15 protein-coding genes are annotated in these 19,171 nt (G+C 70.9%); 9 read left to right on the top strand and 6 right to left on the bottom strand.

Annotation, left to right across the window (positions count from 1 at the left end; translation table 11 throughout):
- Window positions 1–2: 2 nt before the first annotated feature.
- A complete protein-coding gene (locus tag BLR04_RS09870) occupies window positions 3–731 on the bottom strand; it encodes an SDR family oxidoreductase (protein WP_090761946.1) in 729 nt (242 codons plus the stop codon).
- A 270-nt stretch (window positions 732–1,001) separates the two neighbouring features.
- Between BLR04_RS09870 and BLR04_RS09865 the strand changes: the two genes are divergently transcribed.
- The 4 genes from BLR04_RS09865 to BLR04_RS09850 all read left to right on the top strand — a co-directional run bounded on the left by BLR04_RS09865 (window position 1,002) and on the right by BLR04_RS09850 (window position 4,866).
- Window positions 1,002–1,340, top strand: coding sequence for a hypothetical protein (locus tag BLR04_RS09865; protein WP_090761944.1), 339 nt, complete (start codon window positions 1,002–1,004; stop codon window positions 1,338–1,340).
- Window positions 1,341–1,376: 36 nt separating this feature from the next.
- Entirely contained in the window at window positions 1,377–3,620 is a 2,244-nt protein-coding gene (gene secD, locus BLR04_RS09860; RefSeq protein ID WP_090761942.1) for a protein translocase subunit SecD, read from the top strand.
- Window positions 3,621–3,699: 79 nt separating this feature from the next.
- Window positions 3,700–4,086 (top strand): VOC family protein, encoded by a 387-nt coding sequence (locus BLR04_RS09855; protein WP_090761941.1) that lies wholly within the window; start codon window positions 3,700–3,702, stop codon window positions 4,084–4,086.
- A gap of 93 nt (window positions 4,087–4,179) precedes the next feature.
- On the top strand, window positions 4,180–4,866 hold the full coding sequence (locus tag BLR04_RS09850) for a response regulator transcription factor (protein ID WP_090761939.1): 687 nt from the start codon (window positions 4,180–4,182) through the stop codon (window positions 4,864–4,866).
- Here BLR04_RS09850 and BLR04_RS09845 read toward each other — a convergent pair whose 3' ends face one another.
- Window positions 4,867–5,601, bottom strand: a complete 735-nt coding sequence (locus BLR04_RS09845) for a YqjF family protein (protein WP_090761937.1) — start codon at window positions 5,599–5,601, stop codon at window positions 4,867–4,869.
- A gap of 108 nt (window positions 5,602–5,709) precedes the next feature.
- Here BLR04_RS09845 and BLR04_RS09840 point away from each other — a divergent pair, with 108 nt between their 5' ends.
- Window positions 5,710–6,072 carry a hypothetical protein gene (locus BLR04_RS09840; RefSeq protein WP_090761935.1) on the top strand — a complete coding sequence of 121 codons (363 nt, stop codon included), beginning with the start codon at window positions 5,710–5,712 and terminating at the stop codon, window positions 6,070–6,072.
- On the opposite strand, the gene BLR04_RS09835 is transcribed toward BLR04_RS09840, so the two are convergent.
- The gene (locus BLR04_RS09835; protein WP_245740143.1) at window positions 6,063–8,144 is read right to left on the bottom strand and encodes a SpoIIE family protein phosphatase; all 2,082 of its coding nucleotides are present in this window, start codon (window positions 8,142–8,144) and stop codon (window positions 6,063–6,065) included. The two genes, BLR04_RS09840 and BLR04_RS09835, sit on opposite strands and share 10 nt — an antisense overlap.
- 360 nt (window positions 8,145–8,504) lie before the next feature.
- Here BLR04_RS09835 and BLR04_RS09830 point away from each other — a divergent pair, with 360 nt between their 5' ends.
- Together BLR04_RS09830 and BLR04_RS09825 are read left to right on the top strand one after the other, a co-directional pair.
- Window positions 8,505–9,887 carry a GH39 family glycosyl hydrolase gene (locus BLR04_RS09830; RefSeq protein WP_090761931.1) on the top strand — a complete coding sequence of 461 codons (1,383 nt, stop codon included), beginning with the start codon at window positions 8,505–8,507 and terminating at the stop codon, window positions 9,885–9,887.
- 122 nt (window positions 9,888–10,009) lie between these two features.
- Entirely contained in the window at window positions 10,010–10,990 is a 981-nt protein-coding gene (locus BLR04_RS09825) for a sporulation protein (protein ID WP_090761929.1), read from the top strand.
- A 75-nt stretch (window positions 10,991–11,065) separates the two neighbouring features.
- Here BLR04_RS09825 and BLR04_RS09820 read toward each other — a convergent pair whose 3' ends face one another.
- Both BLR04_RS09820 and glgC read right to left on the bottom strand, forming a co-directional pair.
- Complete coding sequence (locus BLR04_RS09820; RefSeq protein ID WP_090761927.1) at window positions 11,066–12,544, bottom strand: Nramp family divalent metal transporter; 1,479 nt, start codon at window positions 12,542–12,544, stop codon at window positions 11,066–11,068.
- Between the two features lie 94 nt (window positions 12,545–12,638).
- Entirely contained in the window at window positions 12,639–13,874 is a 1,236-nt protein-coding gene (glgC, locus tag BLR04_RS09815) for a glucose-1-phosphate adenylyltransferase (RefSeq protein ID WP_090761925.1), read from the bottom strand.
- Window positions 13,875–14,028: 154 nt separating this feature from the next.
- On the opposite strand from glgC, the gene glgA reads away from it, so the two are divergent.
- Together glgA and BLR04_RS09805 are read left to right on the top strand one after the other, a co-directional pair.
- Window positions 14,029–15,201, top strand: coding sequence for a glycogen synthase (gene glgA / locus BLR04_RS09810; protein ID WP_090761922.1), 1,173 nt, complete (start codon window positions 14,029–14,031; stop codon window positions 15,199–15,201).
- 90 nt (window positions 15,202–15,291) lie between these two features.
- Window positions 15,292–18,621 carry a S8 family serine peptidase gene (locus BLR04_RS09805; RefSeq protein WP_143022000.1) on the top strand — a complete coding sequence of 1,110 codons (3,330 nt, stop codon included), beginning with the start codon at window positions 15,292–15,294 and terminating at the stop codon, window positions 18,619–18,621.
- Between the two features lie 49 nt (window positions 18,622–18,670).
- Here the strand turns inward: BLR04_RS09805 and BLR04_RS09800 are convergent, their stop codons facing one another.
- Window positions 18,671–19,075, bottom strand: coding sequence for a nitroreductase family deazaflavin-dependent oxidoreductase (locus BLR04_RS09800; RefSeq protein WP_090762280.1), 405 nt, complete (start codon window positions 19,073–19,075; stop codon window positions 18,671–18,673).
- Window positions 19,076–19,171 lie beyond the last annotated feature (96 nt).

Here is a 19,171-nt window from a genome sequence, read left to right as displayed (position 1 = left end):
GGTCAGACCTGCTCGAAATGGAACGACTTGATGAAGCAGTCGCGGGGTTGGGAGACGGCGAAGAGGATGCAGTCCACGAGGGACTGCGCGGTGAGGGGGTCCTTGGGGCCGCGTGGGGTCTTGTCCCAGTCCTCGGAGAGTGGGTCGGGGTTGGTGAAGTCGGGTGGGTAGAGGGAGATCACTCGGACGCCCCGGGGGCGTAGGCGCTTGGAGAGGATCTCGGTGAAACCGGTCTGGGCGGTCTTGGCGGCGTAGAAGGCGTCGTGGGCGTCCGAGCGGTGGTGGCCGGGCGTTCCGCAGGCGGAGATCATGGTCACGATGTCGGGCTTGGGCGAGTTGAGCAGGAGCGGCAGGAAATTCTTCACCGTCAGGACGGTGCCGGTGCCGCCGGAGGCGAGGGTGTCGACGACGTCGGCGTCGGAGGCGGACAGCAGGTCCGGGCCTGAGAGGTAGCGGGAGCCGTTGTTGATCAACACGTCGACGCGGTCGGTGTGCCGGGCGACGCCGGTGGCGAACTCGCGGATAGAGGACGGGTCCGTCAGGTCGCAGGCGAAGGCGTGCACCCGCTCGTGCCCCCGTCCCCTGATCTCGTCGCGGACACGTTCGGCCCCGGCGAGCGTGCGCGCGGAGAGGAAGACCTCGGCGCCGAGGTCGGCGAAGTGGATCGCGAGAGTACGTCCGAAGTCGCGGCCGGCGGCGGTGATGACCACGCGGTGGTCGTCGAATCTCATGTCGGTGGCTCCTGGTTCGTAGATCGCAAAGTCTGGAAGCCGACATCAGCGGCCCGGTCACGGCGGCCGGAGGCAGTGGTGCCGGTGCCACGGGGCCGCGGGCGGTTCCGGCGTGCGGATCCTCAATGCGTGGTTTGGAAAGGATCGCATCAAGATTGCGGGGGTGCGCCGTTGATCGGGGTGCGGTGGGCATGATCTGGGATACTGCTCGGATTGGCCGAAAACGGTGGGGGAGAGGGGGGCGGCGTGCGGGCTCGGTGGGCTGGCGCGTTGGTGCTCCTCCTGTCGTGGTTCCTGCCGGTCGCTCCGCAGGCGCCCGCCGTCCACCACATCGCCGCCCACGTCCTGCGCAACGGGCACCAGGCCGTCTGGACGCACCAGCAGGGCTCCTCCGGCGTACGGCACCTTCCCTATCGCGGGCCTGACGCGCGGGCGTGGGCCGGTCCGTACGCGATGGCCGGTCACCATGCCGCGGGCGTGGTGCCGGGCACGGGGCTCCGCTTCCGTACGCCGTGGGCCGCCGTCGTCGCGGCGGCCGTCCACGACGCTCCGGCGGTGGTCCGTCCGTCGTCGGCGGCGGCGCGCGCCCCGCCCTCCACAGGGTTCTGACGACTCAACCCGCACGTCCAGCCTGTGGAGGCTTTCATGTTCCGTGCGCCATTTTGGCGTGCGGTGGCGGCGTGTGCCGTCATCGCGATATCGATCTTCGTCATGTTCTCCGCCGCGCCCCGTCTGGGCCTCGACCTGCGCGGCGGCACCCAGCTCGTCTTCGAGACGAGAGACTCGCCGACCGTCAAGGCCGACGCGGCCGCCACCGACCGTTCGCTCAGCGTGCTGCGCCAGCGGGCGGACGCGCTCGGCGTGGTCGACCCCACCCTGGTCCGCTCCGGCGAGCGGCGGATCATCGTCGAGCTGCCCGGCGTGATGGACCCGCGCCAGGCGGCCGAGGTCATCGGCCGTACCGCGCAGCTCGCGTTCCACTCCGTGCTCGGCGCCGGAGCGGAAGGGGACGCGGACGCGGTCCGCACCGAGACCGGCGAGCTGCTGGAACTCGGGCCGGCCGCCATCACCGGCGACGGCGTCAGCGACGCCGTCGAGCGCAGCGACCCCCAGCGCGGGCCCGGCTGGTGGGTCAGCCTCGCCTTCCGTGAGGCCGGGCCCTGGCAGCGGCTCACCGGCGAGGCCGCCTGCCACCCGCAGGGCGACCCGCGCCGCCGCATCGCGATCGTCCTCGACAAGGAGGTCATCTCCTCGCCGCCGGTGGACCCGTCCGTGCCGTGCGGCGGCGGCATCCCGGGCGGCAACTCCGACATCACCGGTTCGTTCACCCATGAGGAGGCCCGTGACCTCGCGGTGCTGATCAAGGGTGGTGCGCTGCCGGTGCCGCTCGAGCTGGTCTCGCAGCGTACGGTCGGCCCGACCCTCGGCGCGGACGCCATCGAGGCCAGCGCCAAGGCGGCGGTCGCGGGACTCATCCTGACCGCCGTGTTCATCATCGCCGTCTACCGCCTGGCCGGGCTGCTGTCGGTGGTCGCCCTCGTCTGCTACGGCGTCATCTCGTACGGGGCCCTGGTGGCCATGGGCGCGACGTTCACGCTGCCGGGACTGGCCGGGTTCGTGCTGGCCATCGGCATGGCGATCGACGCCAACGTCCTCGTCTTCGAACGTACCAAGGAAGAGTACGGGGCGGCGCCTCGGCGCGGCCTGCAGGCGGCGCTCGGCCAGGGCTTCAAGAAGGCGTGGAGCGCCGTCGCCGACTCCAACATCACCACGCTGATCGCCGCGGGCCTGCTGTTCTGGCTGGCGTCGGGCCCGGTCAAGGGCTTCGGCGTGACGCTCGCCGTCGGCGTGCTCGCCTCGCTCGTGTCGGCCATGCTGATCACCCGGGTCCTCACGCACGCCGTCCTCGGACGGGTGAACCCGCGCGTGTCCGGCCTCGGCTCGATCGGCGGGGTCAGGACGTGGTTGTCGCGCAGGAACCCGCAGCTCATGCGGCTCGGGAAGGTGTGGCTGGCCATCGCAGGAGGCCTGGCCGTGGTGGCCCTGGCCGGCCTGGTCACCCGCGGGCTGAACATCGGCGTCGAGTTCACCGGCGGACGGCTCGTGGAGTTCACCACCTCCCGGCCCGTGACCGCCGGGGTCGCGAGCGAGGCGGTGGCGCGGGCCGGGGTGCAGTCCGCGGTCGTCCAGCCCACCGGCGAGAGCGTCATGGTCCGCGCGGCCGGCATCGGGCTGGAGGAGGTGGCCAGGATCGAGCAGGAGCTCGAACGGCACGCGGGCGAGGTGACGAAACTCCGCGAGGAGTTCATCGGCCCGAGCCTCGGCGACGAGCTGCGCCGCAACGCGCTCATCGCGCTCGGCGTCGCGGTCGTGATGCAGCTGCTCTACCTGGCCGTCCGCTTCCGGTGGACGTTCGGCGCGGCGGCCGTGCTGGCGCTCGTCGTGGACGTGACGCTGGTGGTGGGCCTGTTCGCCTGGCTGGCCAAGCCCGTCGACGGCGTGTTCCTGGCCGCGATGCTCACCGTCGTCGGCTACTCGGTCAACGACAAGGTGGTGGTGTTCGACCGGGTCAGGGAGCTGTGGGCGGCCCGCCGCAAGGAGCCGTTCGCGCGGTCGGTGAACGGCGCGATCCTGCAGACCATGCCGCGTACCGTGAACACCGGCCTGGGCGCGCTGTTCATCCTGCTGTCGCTCATGGTGTTCGGTGGCGACTCGCTGCGTGACTTCGCGATCGCGCTGGTCGCGGGCATCGTCGTGGGCACGCTGTCGTCGGCGTTCGTGGCCGGGCCGCTGGCGGTCGTCCTCGCCCGCTTCGACCGCCGTCCGCCGCCCGAGCCCGCCCGTCCGCGCGCCGCCAGGCAGGTCAGCGGTACGGGAGCGGTGGTGTGAGCCCGCGAGGCGGTCACCCCTGACCCGGGTGACCGCCTCGCAGGCGTTCCCCGCCCGGCGGCCGGGGAACAGGTCCGGCATGGAAGTGCTGAGCAGCCGGGTGCTGCTGCGTCCCCGGGACCCGGCGCGCAGCCGCCGTTTCTACGCCGAGACGCTGGGTCTCGCGGTCTACCGGGAGTTCGGCCCGCCCGAGCATCCCGGCGTGGTCTTCTTCCTCGGCCAGGGGTTCCTGGAGCTGTCCGGGAGCTGCGACGACGGGTCAGGGGCGGCGGTGGCGTTGTGGCTGCAGGTGCGCGACGTCGCCGTGGAGGAGGAGCGGCTCAGGAAGGCGGGGGTCACCGTGCTGCGGGAGGCCAGGACCGAGCCGTGGGGGCTCGTCGAGCTGTGGATCGCCGATCCGGACGGACACCGCATCGTCCTGGTCGAGATCCCGTCCGACCATCCCCTGCGCCGCGACACCCGCTGAGCCGGGACGAAGATCGCCTTCCGTCCTACAATCCCTACTAAGTCCGGACTTAGTAGGGGAGTCGCCCGCCGCTCCCCGCCTGAGGAGCCCGCCATGACCGCGTACCGGCTCATCGTTGTGGACGACGACCAGATGGGCCGGCTCGCGCTGTACCGGGGGCTGCGCATGGAGGGCTTCGTCGTGGAGACCGCCGCGACCGGCCCCCTCGCCCTGGAGCTCTTCGACGAGGTGCGTCCGGACGCGATCGTCCTGGACGCCTCCATGCCCGGCATGTCGGGCGTGGAGGTGTGCCGCCGGTTACGCGCGGCCGGAGCGCGGGCGCCGGTGCTCCTGCTGTCCGACCGGGACGAGGTGGACGAACGGGTCGCCGGTCCCGCCGCGGGCGCCGACGACTGCGTGGTCAGGCCGTTCGACGTGTACGAGCTGGCCCGCCGCCTGCGCGCCCTGCTGCGCCGCAACGGGTACGCCTCCGGGCCCGCGCTCACCGTGGGGCCGCTCACCGTCGAGCCCGCCGCCCATCGGGTCACCCTGGACGGACGGGAGGTCCGGCTGGCCGGGCGCGGGTTCCGCCTGCTGGAGGAGCTGGCGCGCAACGCCGGCATCGTGATGCCCCGGCCGTTGCTGCTGGAACGCGTCTGGGGCTACGACTTCGAGATCGCCGAGGACTCCGTCGACGCGTTCGTCGGCTACCTGCGCCGCGAGCTGGAGGCAGGCGGCCGGGCCCGGATGCTGCACACCGTCCGCGGGGCCGGGTTCGAGCTCCGCGAGCCGCGCCCGTGATCACCACCAGGTCCACATGCCGACCCGTACGGGGACGCCGGTCGAGGCGTGCACGAGGGGCGGGCCGTGCGGCGCGGGCAGCCCCGCGGCCTGCAGCAGGTCCTGTTCCAGACGGACCAGCTCGACCTCGCGGAACGGCCACGGCCGGTGCTCCACGCGGGCCCGCGCCACCCGCCCCGCCACCACGGTGAACAGCCGGTAGCGGGCGGTCAGGAAGTGCGCGGGCTCCGCCACGTCCGCCGGCGGCCCGGTCTCCACCTCCGCGACGCAGCGCGCCCGCGCGAAGTGCCGCCGGCAGGCGTAGCGGACGCGCGATCCCCGTACATCGACCGACATGGCGGACCAGAAGTACGGCAACCGGAACCCGGCCCGCCCGCCGAGCGCGGGGACCAGCCGCCCGGCGTCCAGCGACAGGAACCAGACGCCGCCGCGCCCGTGGTCGTCCCTGACGTACGTCCGCACGTTCGTCTCGGGGAATCCCGACAGCCACGGCAGCACGGGCAGCCCCGGCAGGCGCACCCCCTCCATGACGAACGGGGTGAGCCCCACCCACGCCGTCCCGTCGAACGTCTCGACGGTGAGGGACCTCGGCACGAGCTCCTGCACGACGTCCTTCTGGTAGCGCCAGTGCAGGAAGGTGACGTCCGACCAGTGGTGATACATCACCGGACGGGCGACGCGCGGGAACGACGGCGAACGCACGCCGCCACAGCTGCCCACCCGGACGCGCGGCATGCGCGACGGAATTATCACCGAGCGGATGTAATCGACCGCGGAACGTTAACACGCCGGCCCGCAGGGGCAGACTGCACCCGGTGGCACCCCCTACGGACAAGGAGCATCATGCCCCCCACGATCGCGACCGCCCTCCTCCTGGCCACGACGCTGATGGCGACGCCGGTGAGCGCCGCGGCGGCGCACCGGCCGTATCCCTCGAACGTGCGCGACTGCTTCGACGGCAAGTGCACGCTCGCCCTCGGCCGCGCGACGGCGTTCCCGGTCAGCCCCCAGTTCGGCATCACGCGGCTGCACATCGCCTTCACCGCCGACACCGTCAAGGTGACCGGTACGGGCGAGGGCGTGCGCTCCCAGGCCCAGATCCGCAAGGGCGCGTCGGGAGCGGTCAACGGCATCGGTGTACGGGTCACCGATCTGTCGCAGAACAAGGCGGTGCTCGTCCTGACGCCCAAGAAAGATCAGCAGTAGGTGTCGCGCAGCAGCAGCAGCGCGATGTCGTCCATGCGTTTGTCCAGCACGGCCGGTTCGATCAGCGAGTCGGCCAGCTCGGGCAGCGGCCCGTCGGGCGTGGGCGCGAACCGCCGGGTCAGGCGGCCGATCGACTCGTCCAGCTGGACGCCGGGCACCTCGATCAGCCCGTCGGTGTAGAGGGCGAGCACGGAGTCGGGCGGCAGCGGCACGGTCGTCGTGACGTACTCGGCGGTGGGTTCGATGCCGAGCAGCAGCCCCGGCGTGGTCTCGATGACGCGGGTCGGCTCGCCGGGCACGCCGAGCATCGGCGGCAGGTGTCCCGCGCTGGCCAGGCACGCGGTGTGCCGGCGCAGGTTGAGCAGGACGTACAGGCAGCTCGTGAAGCGGTCGCGGGCAAGGCCGCTGAGCAGCTGGTTGGTGTGCGCGAGCACCTCGCCCGGGCGCGCGTCGGCGGCCGCGTGCGCGCGGACGGCGGTGCGCACCTGCCCCATGAGGGCGGCGGCGGACATGTCATGGCCCTGTACGTCGCCGATGACCGCCGCGACCAGGCTGTCGTCGAGCCGGATGAGGTCGTAGAAGTCGCCGCCGATGTCCATGCCCGGGGTGGCGGGCACGTACCGCGCGGCCACCTCCAGGCCGGGCACGCTGGGCAGCGTGTGCGGCAGCAGGTTCGACTGCAGGCACGTGGCCAGCGAGTGCTTGGCGTCGTAGAGCCGGGCGCGCTCGAACGCCTGGGCGATGAGCCCGGCGAGCGCCGTGAGTGAGGCGCGTTCCTCGGTGCTGAACGCGTGGGGGCGGTCGTAGGCGAGCACGCAGATGCCGAAGGGCCGCCCCGACGTGATCAGCGGCAGGAACGCCCACGCCCGCATGTCGCCGCGGATGGCGTCCGGGTAGGCGCGCCGCAACTCGTCCCAGTCGGAGAAGAACGCGGCCGTGCCGGTGCGGATCAGCTCCGACGAGACGGGCGGGGCCGGGTGCTGGTACTCCAGGTCGTCGATGACGGCCTTGCTGAAGCCGCGCGTGGCGCTCACGAGCAGCCGGCCACCCTCGACGGTGATGAGGGCCAGGGCCTGGACGTCGTACACGGGCATGACGAAGTCGGCCGCCAGGTCCACGACGTCCTGGGCGGTCACCGCCCGCGCGAGGGTGGTGGCGAGGTGCAGGGTCTCGTGCACCGCGATCATCCCGGGCGGCTGGTTCTCGGGCGGGGCGAGGCGGCCCGCGGGGTCGCGCGTCACCGTGCCGGGGGCGATGCGTATCGTGATGCCCGTCAGTCCGGGATACAGCCAGAACGACAGGTGCCTGCCGTCGGGGTCACGGGCGACGAAGTGGGTGACCCGCCGGCTCACGACGGCGGCGCGGTAGCGGTCCTCGTACGCCGGGTCCGACAGCCAGGGCAGCGCGTCGCACAGCCGTTGGCCCACCAGGTCGGGCGGGTTGCCGAGCAGGTCGGCGGCGGGCGCGCTGATGAGGGCCACCCGGCCTTCCACGTCGAGGGAGCAGTAGCCCTCCGGCAGCCGGTTGAGCGCTTCCAGCGCCACCATGTGGGCGTGCGAGTCGAGGGCGATCGTGCTGGACGAGGTCAGGAGGCGGGGCCGGTGCGCGGGCCTGACGGGCTGCCCGTTCTCGGCCGCGCACCGCAGCACCTCGCCGATCTGGGCGCAGTACTTGCCGAGGGCGTCGAGCTGCCGGGCCGGAGGTTCGGAGAAGTGCCCGACCGGCCACATGAGCATGAATCCGCCCCATGCCGAGTTGCCCACGCAGACGGGGATCAGCACGCACGAGAAGTGGTACGGCAGCGCGACCGCCGTTCCCGGGTAGTCGCGGGCCAGCTGTTCGCGGCCGCCGATCCACAGGAGCCGCTGCTCGCGTACGGCGTCGGCGATCGGGAGCGGGTCCTTCGTCCTGATCTGCGCCCAGGCGTGGGCGAGCGGTGCGGGCATGCCGAAGGCGTTCTCCAGCCGCAGGACCTCGCCGCCCTCGTCGAGCAGGTAGATGCCGCCGATGTGCGCCCCGGCCTCGGTGACAGCCGCGATCAGCAGCTCGTCGAGCTGTGACGAGCTGCTCACGGCGCCAAGGGGTGGAACGCCTTCCCGCACGGGTCAGCACGCATCCATCGAGACAGGTGGGCCGACAATTCGCCCATGTCCGGTCATATTGGGAAGAATACACGCATCACTGCAACATTCTGTTCACAGTCCGTCATCTACGGGTCAGGACGCGCTCACGAGCGCCCATAGGGGGCGACGGAGAGATGAGGCTGAGGGCGGGAGAGGCGGGTGGCATCGGCTGGGGTGGTGGTCCTGACCCACTGGTAACGTCCTGCGGATCGATAACGATTGGCTGTGAAACCAGGCCGCCGATGTGCTGGTGTTCGTGTCCCCGTGGAACGCTACGTGCTGCATGAACACGCTAAGGGGGAGACACGGGTGTCATCAAGGAGCGCGGGATCGATCTGGCGGCGGCTCGGCCGGCTGACCGCCGTGGCGGCGGCCACGACCGCGGCCGCGCTGGTCGTGGCCGGCTGCGCGCCCGCAGGTCAGGCCGGGCCCGAGGCTCCGGGAGTGAAAGAGGCCTCCGCCGCGCCCAAGGCACGCGACGCAGGAAAGGTCGCGGCCCCGCCGAAGGTCGAGGACGGCTGGCCGCGCTGGGGGTTCACCCACACGGGGGTCAGCGCCAACAACGTCACGGAGGAGTTCGAGCAGGTCGTGGCCGGGTCGCTGGCCCGTACGCCGATGGTGCAGAACCAGCACATCATGGGATTCGGCGCGCTCAACCCCGAGCCGTACCCGGGGCGGTTCTACTGGGAGGACCTCGACAGCCGGCTCAACCTCATCAAGGAGTCGGGCGCCACGCCGGTCATCACGCTGTGCTGCGCCCCTGACTGGATGAAGGGCGGCCCCCAGGGCCCCACGGAGGAGTCGGCCTGGGCCGAGCACCTCGAGGACGCCCCGTACCGCCAGCATTTCGACGACTTCGCCCGCCTCGCCGCCGAGGTCGCCAAGCGCTACGACGACGTCCAGTACTTCATGGTCTGGAACGAGTTCAAGGGCTTCTGGCCCGACCACTCCAAGCCGGCCGACTACAAGGGCTACACCCAGCTCTACAACAAGGTGTACGACGCGGTGAAGAAGGCCCGTCCGGACGCGCGGATCGGCGGGCCGTACCTCGGCTTCGACAGCAACCGCGACGGCGAGGGCGAGCTGCGCGGCGACTGGGGGGTCGTCAACCAGAACGTCATCGACGCCTTCGACTACTGGTACGAGCACAAGAAGGGCGCCGACTTCGTCGTGGTCGACGGCGCCTCGCCCACCGACGCCCACGAGCTGCTGCCGGACGAGTTCGGCGCGCTGAGCAAGTTCACCGACGTCACCGCGTGGCTGCGGAAGAAGACCGGCGACCTGCCGATCTGGTGGTCGGAGTGGTACTTCCAGCCCGAGGACGGCACCGAGTGGGACGAGCCGAGGCGGCTCGCCGTGCAGGCCGCGTCCATGATGGAGTTCGCCCGCAGCGGCGCCGCCACCGCGCTCTACTGGAACCCGCAGGAGAAGGACGGCCCCTGCCAGGGCTGCATGTGGGACCCGCGGACCGGGGCCGAGACGCCGACCGGGCAGCTCATCGCCGGCTTCACCAGGTGGTTCCCCGCCGGGGTGCGCCTCGATCAGGTGAGCTCGTCCGACCGGAAGGTGCGTGTGCTGGCCCAGCCCGAGCAACTGCTGCTGGTCAACACCAGCGACGCCGACGTCACCACGGTTGTCGGCGACGAGGAGGTCACGCTCAAGCCGTACGAGATCAGGTGGAGCGACCGCTGAGGCGATAACCCGGCGAGCGGCGGCCGTCGATGCCAAGCTGGGCGGGTGCCGGAACTCCGCCCGCCGGCGGATCGTTGAGGCGGTCGTCACACCAATCGATCTTGTAAAGGGAGAGCAGAGCCGTGGTCTTCAAACGGATGCTGGGCGCGTTCGGTGTCGGCGCACCCTCGGTCGACACCGTCCTGTCCACTCCGCGCACGCAGCCGGGCGGCGCGCTGGACGGCGAGGTGCGCCTCAAGGGCGGCGACTTCGACGCCGAGATCGAGCACGTCACGCTCGGTCTGGTGGCCAGGGTCGAGGTCGAGCACGGCGACGGCGAGCACGCCGGTGTCAGCGAGTTCTTCCGCGTCCAGGTCTCCGGCTCCTTCACGCTGCGCAAGGGCGAGGAGCGCACGATCCCGTTCCGCATGGCCGTGCCGTGGGAGACGCCGATCAGCGAGATCGGCGGCGGGCCGCTGCGGGGCATGGCGGTGGGCGTGCGCACCGAGCTCGCCATCGCCAAGGCGATCGACAAGGGCGACCTCGACATGGTGGCGGTCGAGCCGCTGCCGTCGCAACTGCGCATCCTCGAGGGCCTGCTGGGGCTCGGGTTCGGCTTCAAGTCGGCCGAGCTCGAGGCCGGACGGCTCTACGGGGTCGAGCAGTCGCTGCCGTTCTACCAGGAGATCGAGTTCTACCCGACCGGCCCGTACGCCGGGCAGGTCGGCGAGGTCGAGGTGACGTTCGTGGCCGACCCCGCGGGGCTCGCGGTCGTCCTGGAGGCCGACAAGCGCGCCGGTCGCTTCTCCTCCAGCGACGCCATCGGCCGCTTCCACGTCAGCCACGACGACGCCCTGCGTACCGACTGGACCGCCGAACTCGGCCGCTGGCTGGACAGCCTGGCCCAGTACGGCCACCCGGGCGGCCACTACGGCGGCGAGTACCACGGCGACCACCACGGCGGCCACCACGGGCATCACGGCGGGCACCACGGCGGTCACCACGGCGGCGGGATGGCCGGGGTGGCCGCGGGTGTCGCCGCGGGCGTGGTCGGCGGGTACGTGGCCGGCGAGATCGTCGAGGAGATCTTCGAGGGCGACGAGGACGACGGCGGCGAGTGGTGACGCGCCGCTGACATGACGCGCCCGGCCGCGAGCTTCTCGCAGACGGCCGGGCGCGGGCTCATGACCGGCGCAACGCTAGAACGTCACCAGCGGGTCCCCGATGAAGTCGGCGATGAAGTTGACGAAGAAGAACCCGAAGAACAGGAAGTTGAGCACGAGGATCACGTAGTGCCACGGCCTCGGCCGGGCCGGGCGCGGCAGCTTGCTGTTCAGGTACATGAGCAGGAACGGGTAGATCAGCGCCCCGAGGTTCGACATGTTGGCCGACCACTCGACCAGTCCGACCGGCAGCGACTGGAAGATGATGATCGAGATGAGCACCAGCAGCACGATCATGAACGGGTAGTAGAAGCGCCGCGGGTCGCCCTCGATCAGCCTGCGCAGGCGTGGGCTCGTCGCGTTCGCCGCGTCGGTCGTCACCCGCACCATCGCCTCGAAGATGCCGAGCTGCGTCGAGAACAGCACCAGCACCCCCAGCACGAGCCCGATGTAGAACACCACGGGGCCGTACTCCGCGCCGAGGACGCTCGCCACGAACGTCGGCACGTTGGCCCGGGTGGGCTGCTCACCCGCCATCTCGACCGCGTGTGACATGAGGATCGTGGGCAGCAGCATGCCGAGGATGGCGCCGACGAAGAACACGCCCCACATGTCGACCATCAGCAGCCGGTACCACCGGCGCCACAGGCCGCGGTTGCGCTCGTCGTCGGGGAACGTGACGCCGCTGGCCCGCACCGTGCTCCCGTCGCCGCGCAGACCCGAGATGTAGCCGACGCGGTGGCCCATGCCGTAGCCCTTGTCGCGGTAGTGGCCCATGACGTACCAGTTCAGGCCGGACGCGAGCGCGGTGAACCCGGCCAGCCCGCCGAGCTGGGTCGCGGTGATGCCCTCCGGCGGCGCCGCCGGGGTGACGAAGCCGCTGATGCCCTCCCACCACTGGCTGAGCGGCACCACCAGCACGCACGTGACCAGCAGCGCGATCAGGATCGCGCTCACCATCACCCAGTTGGCCAGCTCCAGCGCCCGGCTGATGCGCCGGGCGCTCGCGGTGATGACGAAGACCACCGCGAGCAGGGCGACGGCGTACCAGCGCGGCTCGGCCGCGTCGGCGGGCGGCGCCTCACCGTGGACGAGCGCGAACACTCCCTGTCCCGCGGACGCGGCCCAGCCGCCCGCGATGAACGAGAAGATGACGATGAGCACCGACAGCGGCACCCACAGCGGCCAGCCCGGCGGCACCCGTCCCCAGCCCACCACGGGGGTCTCGCCGGTCGCGATGACGTACCTGGAGCACTCGACGTTGTAGAACGTCTGGAGCAGCGCCGAGACCAGGATGACCCAGCCGACGCCGATGAATCCGTACTGGCCCACGCTGAGCGGGCCGAGCAGCCACTCGCCGCTGCCGATCGAGATGCCGAGGGCGATCAGGCTCGGTCCGACGGCGTGTTTGAAGAGTTCCTTGGGGCCGATTCTGGAGACCTTGAAGACCTCCTCCGGCGTGGGCAGATCGGTGACTTCGAGATCCGGGCGGCTGACTCCGAGGGGATGCGACATGTCACTGCCTCCTGGCCTTCAGCGTGATCCCCGGCAACGGGCGCTACAAGACCCAATTGCCGCGCGGGAACCGCGCTCAGGAGGCAGCCGCCGGTCAGCGGTCGACGATCTCGTTCTTGCCGATGACCACGACGCCGCCGCGCGTCAGCGCGAAGCGGGTGCGGTCGTAGTCGAGGTCGAAGCCGATCCGGGCGCCGTCGGGGATCACGACGTTCTTGTCGATGATCGCCCTGCGGATGATCGCGCCCCGGCCCACCTTGACGTTCTCCATCAGTACGGAGTCCTCCACCAGCGAGTGGGAGTGGAGCACGACCCTGGGCGACAGGATCGACCTGATGGCCGTGCCGCCGGAGACGATCACGCCGGGGGAGACCAGCGAGTCGATCGCCCGTCCGACCCGGTCGCCGTCGTTGTGGACGAACTTGGCGGGCGGCAGCGGGTCGTGGCCGGTGAAGATCGGCCACTTGTCGTTGTAGAGGTTGAACACCGGGTGCGCCGAGATGAGGTCCATGTGGGCCTCGTAGTAGGCGTCGAGGGTTCCCACGTCGCGCCAGTAGCCGCGGTCGCGCTCGCTGGAGCCGGGCACGGCGTTGTGGGCGAAGTCGTAGACGTCGGCGCCGCCCGACTTGACGAGCATGGGGATGATGTTGCCGCCCAGGTCGTGCTTGCTCGTCGGGTCGAGGGCGTCCTCGCGCAGCGCGTCGATCATCGACTGCGTCCTGAACACGTAGTTGCCCATCGAGGCGAACACCTCGTCCGGCGAGTCGGCCAGCCCTACCGCGTCTTTTGGCTTCTCCCGGAACGCCACGATGCGCCGGCCCTGGGGGTCGGTCTCGATCACGCCGAACTGGTCGGCCAGCGACAGCGGCTGCCGGATGGCCGCCACGGTCACGTCCGCGCCGGAGTCCTCGTGCTGCTCGACCATCTGCCGCGGGTCCATGCGGTAGATGTGGTCGGCCCCGAAGACGATCACATGCTCGGGCATCTCGTCGTAGATCAGGTTGAGGTTCTGGAACAGGGCGTCGGCCGAGCCCGAGAACCAGCGTGGCCCGAGCCGCTGCTGGGCCGGCACGGGGGTGACGTAGTTGCCGAGCATCGCCGAGAGCCGCCAGGTGCGGGAGACGTGCCGGTCGAGGCTGTGGTTCTTGTATTGCGTCAGTACGACGATCTTCAGGAACCCACCGTTCGCGAGATTCGACAGCACGAAGTCGACGAGGCGATACATCCCCCCGAACGGCACCGCCGGTTTGGCCCGATCCGCCGTGAGCGGCATGAGCCTCTTACCCTCGCCACCTGCCAGTACGACCGCAAGCACCCTCCGGGACTTCATGTCCTGGACGCTACCCCCAAATGGCCGCTCTATCGATGTAACTCTGCACCGTGACCTCCGTTCGTGTCCCGTTTTGTGAATCCAGGCCAGGACGAGGGCGACACCCGATCTCGGAGGTGGTCCGCCGCCCGGACGCCGCCATAAAGTCGATGCCATGCGCGTTGATCTGCTCAGCCGGGAATATCCGCCCGAGGTGTACGGCGGGGCCGGGGTCCACATGGAGTACCTGGCCAGGGAGCTGCGGAAGCTGGCCGACGTACGGGTGCGCTGCTTCGGGGCGGCCCGCACCGAGCCGGGCGTCTCGGCGTACCGGGTGCCCGGGGGCCTGGAGGGCGCCAACGCCGCGCTGCAGGTGCTCGGGGTCGACCTCGAGATGGCCGCCGCCTGCGAGGGCGCCGACGTCGTCCACTCCCACACCTGGTACGCGAACTTCGCCGGGCACGTCGCCAAACTGCTCCACGGCGTCCCGCACGTGATCACCACGCACAGCCTCGAACCGCTGCGCCCGTGGAAGGCCGAGCAGCTCGGCGGCGGTTACGCGATCTCTTCGTGGGCCGAGCGCACCGCACTGCTGGCCGCCGACACGGTGATCGCGGTGTCGGAGGGCATGCGGCGCGACGTCCTGGCCGCCTACCCCGAGATCGCGCCCGACCGGGTCAGCGTGATCCACAACGGCATCGACACCGCCGAGTACGCCCCCGACCCGGCCACCGACGTGCTGAAGAAGCACGGCGTCGACCCCGGCCGGCCGTACGTCGTCTTCGTCGGCCGGATCACTCGGCAGAAGGGGCTCGTCCACCTGCTGCACGCGGCGCGGTCGTTCGACCCCGGGGCGCAGCTCGTGCTCTGCGCGGGCGCTCCGGACACGCCGGAGATCGCGGCGGAGGTCACCGAGCTGGTGCGCGGTCTCGGCCGCGACGGCGTGTTCTGGATCCGCGAGATGCTGCCCAAGCCGGAGGTCATCCAGCTGCTCACGCACGCCACGGTGTTCGTCTGCCCGTCGGTCTACGAGCCGATGGGCATCGTCAACCTGGAGGCGATGGCCTGCGAGACGGCCGTGGTGGCCACGGCGACCGGTGGCATCCCCGAGGTGGTGGCCGACGGCGAGACCGGCCTGCTGGTGCCGATCGACCAGGGCCCCGACGGCACGCCGCACGACCAGGAACGGTTCGCCGCCGACCTCGCCGAGCGGGTCAACGCGCTGCTCGGCGATCGGGCCAGGGCCGAGGCGATGGGCCGGGCGGGCCGGGTGCGCGCCGTCGAGCACTTCTCCTGGGAGCGCATCGCCCACCGCACGGCGGAGCTGTACGCGAGCCTGCGCGGCTAGGCCTCGCCAGGTGGCCAGTTCCGGATTTTGCCGATATAGGCCACAAGGTTCTCTTGTCAGAAAAAGTCACGCAACTATACAAAGCCGGTTGTGCTTCAGAAATCCGCGCTCCTCACCGGCGTGTTATCGGCCCTCCTCGCGGCCGTGGCGACACCGGCGCAGGCAGCGCCCACCCCCAGCCCTACGGCCGCAGCCCCCGCGGGGGCAGCGGCCGCACAATCCCCCAAGACGGTCACCCTGATCACCGGGGACACGATCACCCTTCGCGTCCTGCCCGACCGGCGGACGCAGGTCGACGTCAAGCCCGGCCCCGGCCGGGAGAACGTGCAATTCATGCAGCGCCGCGGCGAGGACGGGCTCACCGTCGTCCCCATGGACGCGCTGCCCCTGCTGGCCCAGGACCGGCTCGACCCCCGGCTGTTCAACGTCACCCGGCTCGTCGAACTCGGTTACGACGACGCGACCAGCCCGGCCCTGCCGTTGATCACGACGTACCCCCAGCAGGTCGACGTGGCCGCGATGCGCGTCGCGGGCGGACGTCCGCTTCCCGCCGTGCACGGCGTCGCGGCGAGCGAGCCGCGTTCGCAGGCAGGGACGCTCTGGAAGTCCCTCACCGACCCCTCCGCGCGGGCGGCCGCCGCTCCCGCGAAGATCTGGCTGGACGGCAAGGCCAAGCTGTCCCTCGACGTCAGCGTCCCGCACATCGGCGCGCGCACCGCCTGGTCGGCGGGGCACACCGGTGAGGGCGTCACCGTCGCGGTGCTCGACGGCGGTTACGACCCCGGCCACCCCGACCTCAAGGGCCTGGTGGTCAAGGAGCAGAACTTCACCGCCGACCCCGACATCCGCGACCTCAACGGGCACGGCACGCACGTGGCGTCCACGATCGCCGGATCCGGCGCCGCCTCCGGCGGGCGCTACAAGGGCGTCGCCCCCGGCGCCAAGCTGATGGTCGGCAAGGTCTGCCAGCAGGACGGCAGCTGCCCCGACTCCGCCATCATCGAGGGCATGACCTGGGCGGCGCAGAACGGCGCCGACGTCGCCAACCTCAGCCTCGGCGGCCCCGACGCTCCCGGCCTGGACCCGCTGGAGCAGGCCGTCGAGAACCTGTCCGACCAGTACGGGACGCTGTTCGTGATCGCGTCCGGCAACGACGGCCCGGGGGCGCTCAGCTCGCCGGGCAGCGCCGACCACGCTCTCACGGTCGGCGCCTCCAACCGCGAGGTCGACGTGGTCGCCCCCTTCAGCGGCACGGGCCCGCGTCAGGGCGACGCGGCGGTCAAGCCCGACCTGGTCGCGCCCGGCGTCGGCATCGTGGCCGCCCGGGCCGCCGACACGTGGATGGGCGCCCCGGTCGACGAGTGGTACACCGCGAGTGACGGCACGTCCATGGCCACCCCGCACGTGGCGGGGGCGGCGGCGATCGTCGCGAGCGCCCACCCCGACTGGACGGGTCAGCAGGTCAAGGCCGCGCTCATGGCCTCCACGGCGCCCGGCGAGGAGTTGGGCGCGTACGTCCAGGGCTCCGGCCGCGTGGACGTCGCCCGCGCCGTCGGCCAGCAGATCACGACCGAGCCCGCCGCGCTCAGCCTGGGCGAGGTCGAGCTGCCCCGCTCGTCGGCGAAGCGCACGCTCACCTACCGCAACGACGGCGACGCCGCCGTCCGGCTGGACCTGAGCGTGGTCGCCAAGGACGGCCACGGCGAGACGGTGACGCCGTTCACGCTCGGCGCCGGCTCGGTGGAGGTGCCCGCGCACGGCACCGCGCAGGTCGAGGTGACCGCGGAGGCGGGCGCGCTCGGCACGTACAGCGGGACGGTCATCGCCCAGGGCGACGGCGTCTCCGTGCGCACCGGCATCGGCATGCGGGTGGAGCCCCAGAAGCAGGCGCTCAAGCTGGCCTTCAGGACCACGGACGGCCAGGCCCCCGTGGCCGCCTTCGCCGGGGTCATCGACCTCGAGACCGAGGAACAGGTCAACTACGACATCTTCGACGGCAAGCTGGACCTCCGGCTGCCGAAGGACCGCCGCTACACCGTCGTCAGCCTCATGCTCGACGACGACGGCTCGACCGTGATGGCCGCCGACCCGGTCTTCACCCTCACCGACGACCGCACCGTGACCGCCGACGCCCGCAAGGCCGAGCCGGTCGACGTACGGGTCGAGGAGCCCTCCGCGCGGATCGCCTTCGGCATGGTCGGCATGCTCCAGCTCGCCAAGAACGTGCAGCCGCTCGGCGTGGACATCGACCTGCCGCGCGGCGGTGACCGCGTCGAAGGCGTCAAGGCCATCCCGAACAGCCCGGTCAAGGGCGAGGCCGACAGGTCGTTCGGCTTCTACCGGTGGACGCAGTGGGCCGAGCAGAAGAGTGACGGCACCTTCGACGACAGCCCGTACATCTACCACCTGATGAAGGCCGAGCCGCGCATCCCCGCCGACCCTGGCTACCGTCCGAAGCGCCGCGACCTCGCGCAGCTCAACGCGACGTACGGCGCCCAGCAGGACGGCAAGTACGGCGAGCACTTCGCCCTGCCGGCGCTGTACGGCAAGGAGCTGGCGTGGATGCCGTACGGCGGCCTGGCCAAGTTCGCGCTGCCGTTCCACAGGACCGAGTACTACACGCCGGGCGACACCGGCTGGTACCCGTCGTTCGTCCAGTACAAGCCGGACCCGTGGGACAACCTGGACCAGTTCTTCTTCGGCAGGACCACCGAGTTCCGCGCCGGGCAGAAGCTGGAGCAGAGCTGGAACACCGGGGTGTTCGCCCCGGCCGTGTCCGCGCCCGGCGACCTCAGCTGGCGCGAGGGCGACGTCATGCAGTTCGGCGTCGGGCTGTTCGACGACCCGGTGACCGAGAGGTACTCCCTGACCAGCACGGCCGAGGCGAGCACGACGGTCCTCCGTGACGGCAAGGAGGTCTTCGCGGCCGACTACCTGATCCCCACCGTCGACGTGCCCGCCGACGCGAAGGAGAGCGAGTACCGGGTCTCCCTGTCGGCCACCCGCGACCCGGCCGCGAGCCAGGTGTCGACGAAGGTGAGCGCCGAGTGGCGGTTCCGGTCGAAGACGCCCGCGCAGGGCAAGCGTGAACCGCTGCCGCTGATGGCCGTCAGGATCGCGCCTGAGCTGGACGACCGCAACCAGGCCAAGCGGGGGCACCTGCGCATCCCGCTGACCCTGCAGCGCCCGGCCGGCACGCCCGACCACAAGGTGACCACCATGACCCTGGAGGTCTCCTACGACGACGGGCGCACCTGGCAGCCGGCCAAGGTGCGGGCGGAGAAGAACAACGCCTGGACTGCCGAGGTCACGCACCCCGGCAACAAGAAGGGCGCTTTCGTCTCGCTCCGTCTCAAGGCCGCCGACGCCGGTGGCAACGGGTTCAGCGAGACCGTGACCCGCGCGTACCGGATCAAGTAACTGGATCGAGCTGTCCGCCCCGCCTGGTCACCGGGTGGGGCGGACATTCTCATGTCACGCGTTCGAGCACGACCACGGGGATCTCGCGGTCGGTCTTCTGCTGGTACTCGTCGTAGGGCGGCCACGTGGCGGCCATCACCCGCCACATCCCGGGCCGCTCCTCGGAAGCCGCCGTACGGGCCCGTGCCGTGAACCTGTCGCCCCTGACCTGCACCTCGACCTCGGGGTCGGCCACCAGGTTCTGGTACCACTGCGGATGCTCGGGAGCGCCGCCCTTCGAGGCCACGACGAGGTAGTCGTCCCCGAAACGCTGGTAGATGAGCGGCGTCGTATAACTTTTTCCTGACTTACGGCCTTTAGTGGTCAGGAGTAGCGTCGTCGTGTTATTCCAGTCGTGTCCTTCTTCGCCATCAGTCTCCTGATAACGCTGGACATGTTCCTTGCCGTAGAGCATGTAGACACTCGTGCCCCTCACAGGGCGCTTCTCACCGGTGGTCCCGGCTTCCTGCGCCACATCTGTACGCGGGCGCACGCCGATGAGAGCCTTTGC

Origin of the sequence: Nonomuraea maritima, from assembly GCF_900100395.1 — a bacterium.
Classification (GTDB): Bacteria; Actinomycetota; Actinomycetes; order Streptosporangiales; family Streptosporangiaceae; genus Nonomuraea; species Nonomuraea maritima.
This window is presented reverse-complemented; position numbering and strand designations above follow the sequence as displayed.

Excerpts from the sequence above, each read along its gene's own strand:
- BLR04_RS09870 (WP_090761946.1), bottom strand. The coding sequence starts at position 731 with ATGAGATTCGACGACCACCGCGTGGTCATCACCGCCGCCGGCCGCGAC.
- secD (WP_090761942.1), top strand. The coding sequence starts at position 1,377 with ATGTTCCGTGCGCCATTTTGGCGTGCGGTGGCGGCGTGTGCCGTCATC.
- BLR04_RS09855 (WP_090761941.1), top strand. The coding sequence starts at position 3,700 with ATGGAAGTGCTGAGCAGCCGGGTGCTGCTGCGTCCCCGGGACCCGGCG.
- BLR04_RS09850 (WP_090761939.1), top strand. The coding sequence starts at position 4,180 with ATGACCGCGTACCGGCTCATCGTTGTGGACGACGACCAGATGGGCCGG.
- BLR04_RS09845 (WP_090761937.1), bottom strand. The coding sequence starts at position 5,601 with ATGCCGCGCGTCCGGGTGGGCAGCTGTGGCGGCGTGCGTTCGCCGTCG.
- BLR04_RS09840 (WP_090761935.1), top strand. The coding sequence starts at position 5,710 with ATGCCCCCCACGATCGCGACCGCCCTCCTCCTGGCCACGACGCTGATG.
- BLR04_RS09820 (WP_090761927.1), bottom strand. The coding sequence starts at position 12,544 with ATGTCGCATCCCCTCGGAGTCAGCCGCCCGGATCTCGAAGTCACCGAT.
- glgC (WP_090761925.1), bottom strand. The coding sequence starts at position 13,874 with ATGAAGTCCCGGAGGGTGCTTGCGGTCGTACTGGCAGGTGGCGAGGGT.
- glgA (WP_090761922.1), top strand. The coding sequence starts at position 14,029 with ATGCGCGTTGATCTGCTCAGCCGGGAATATCCGCCCGAGGTGTACGGC.
- BLR04_RS09800 (WP_090762280.1), bottom strand. The coding sequence starts at position 19,075 with ATGCTCTACGGCAAGGAACATGTCCAGCGTTATCAGGAGACTGATGGC.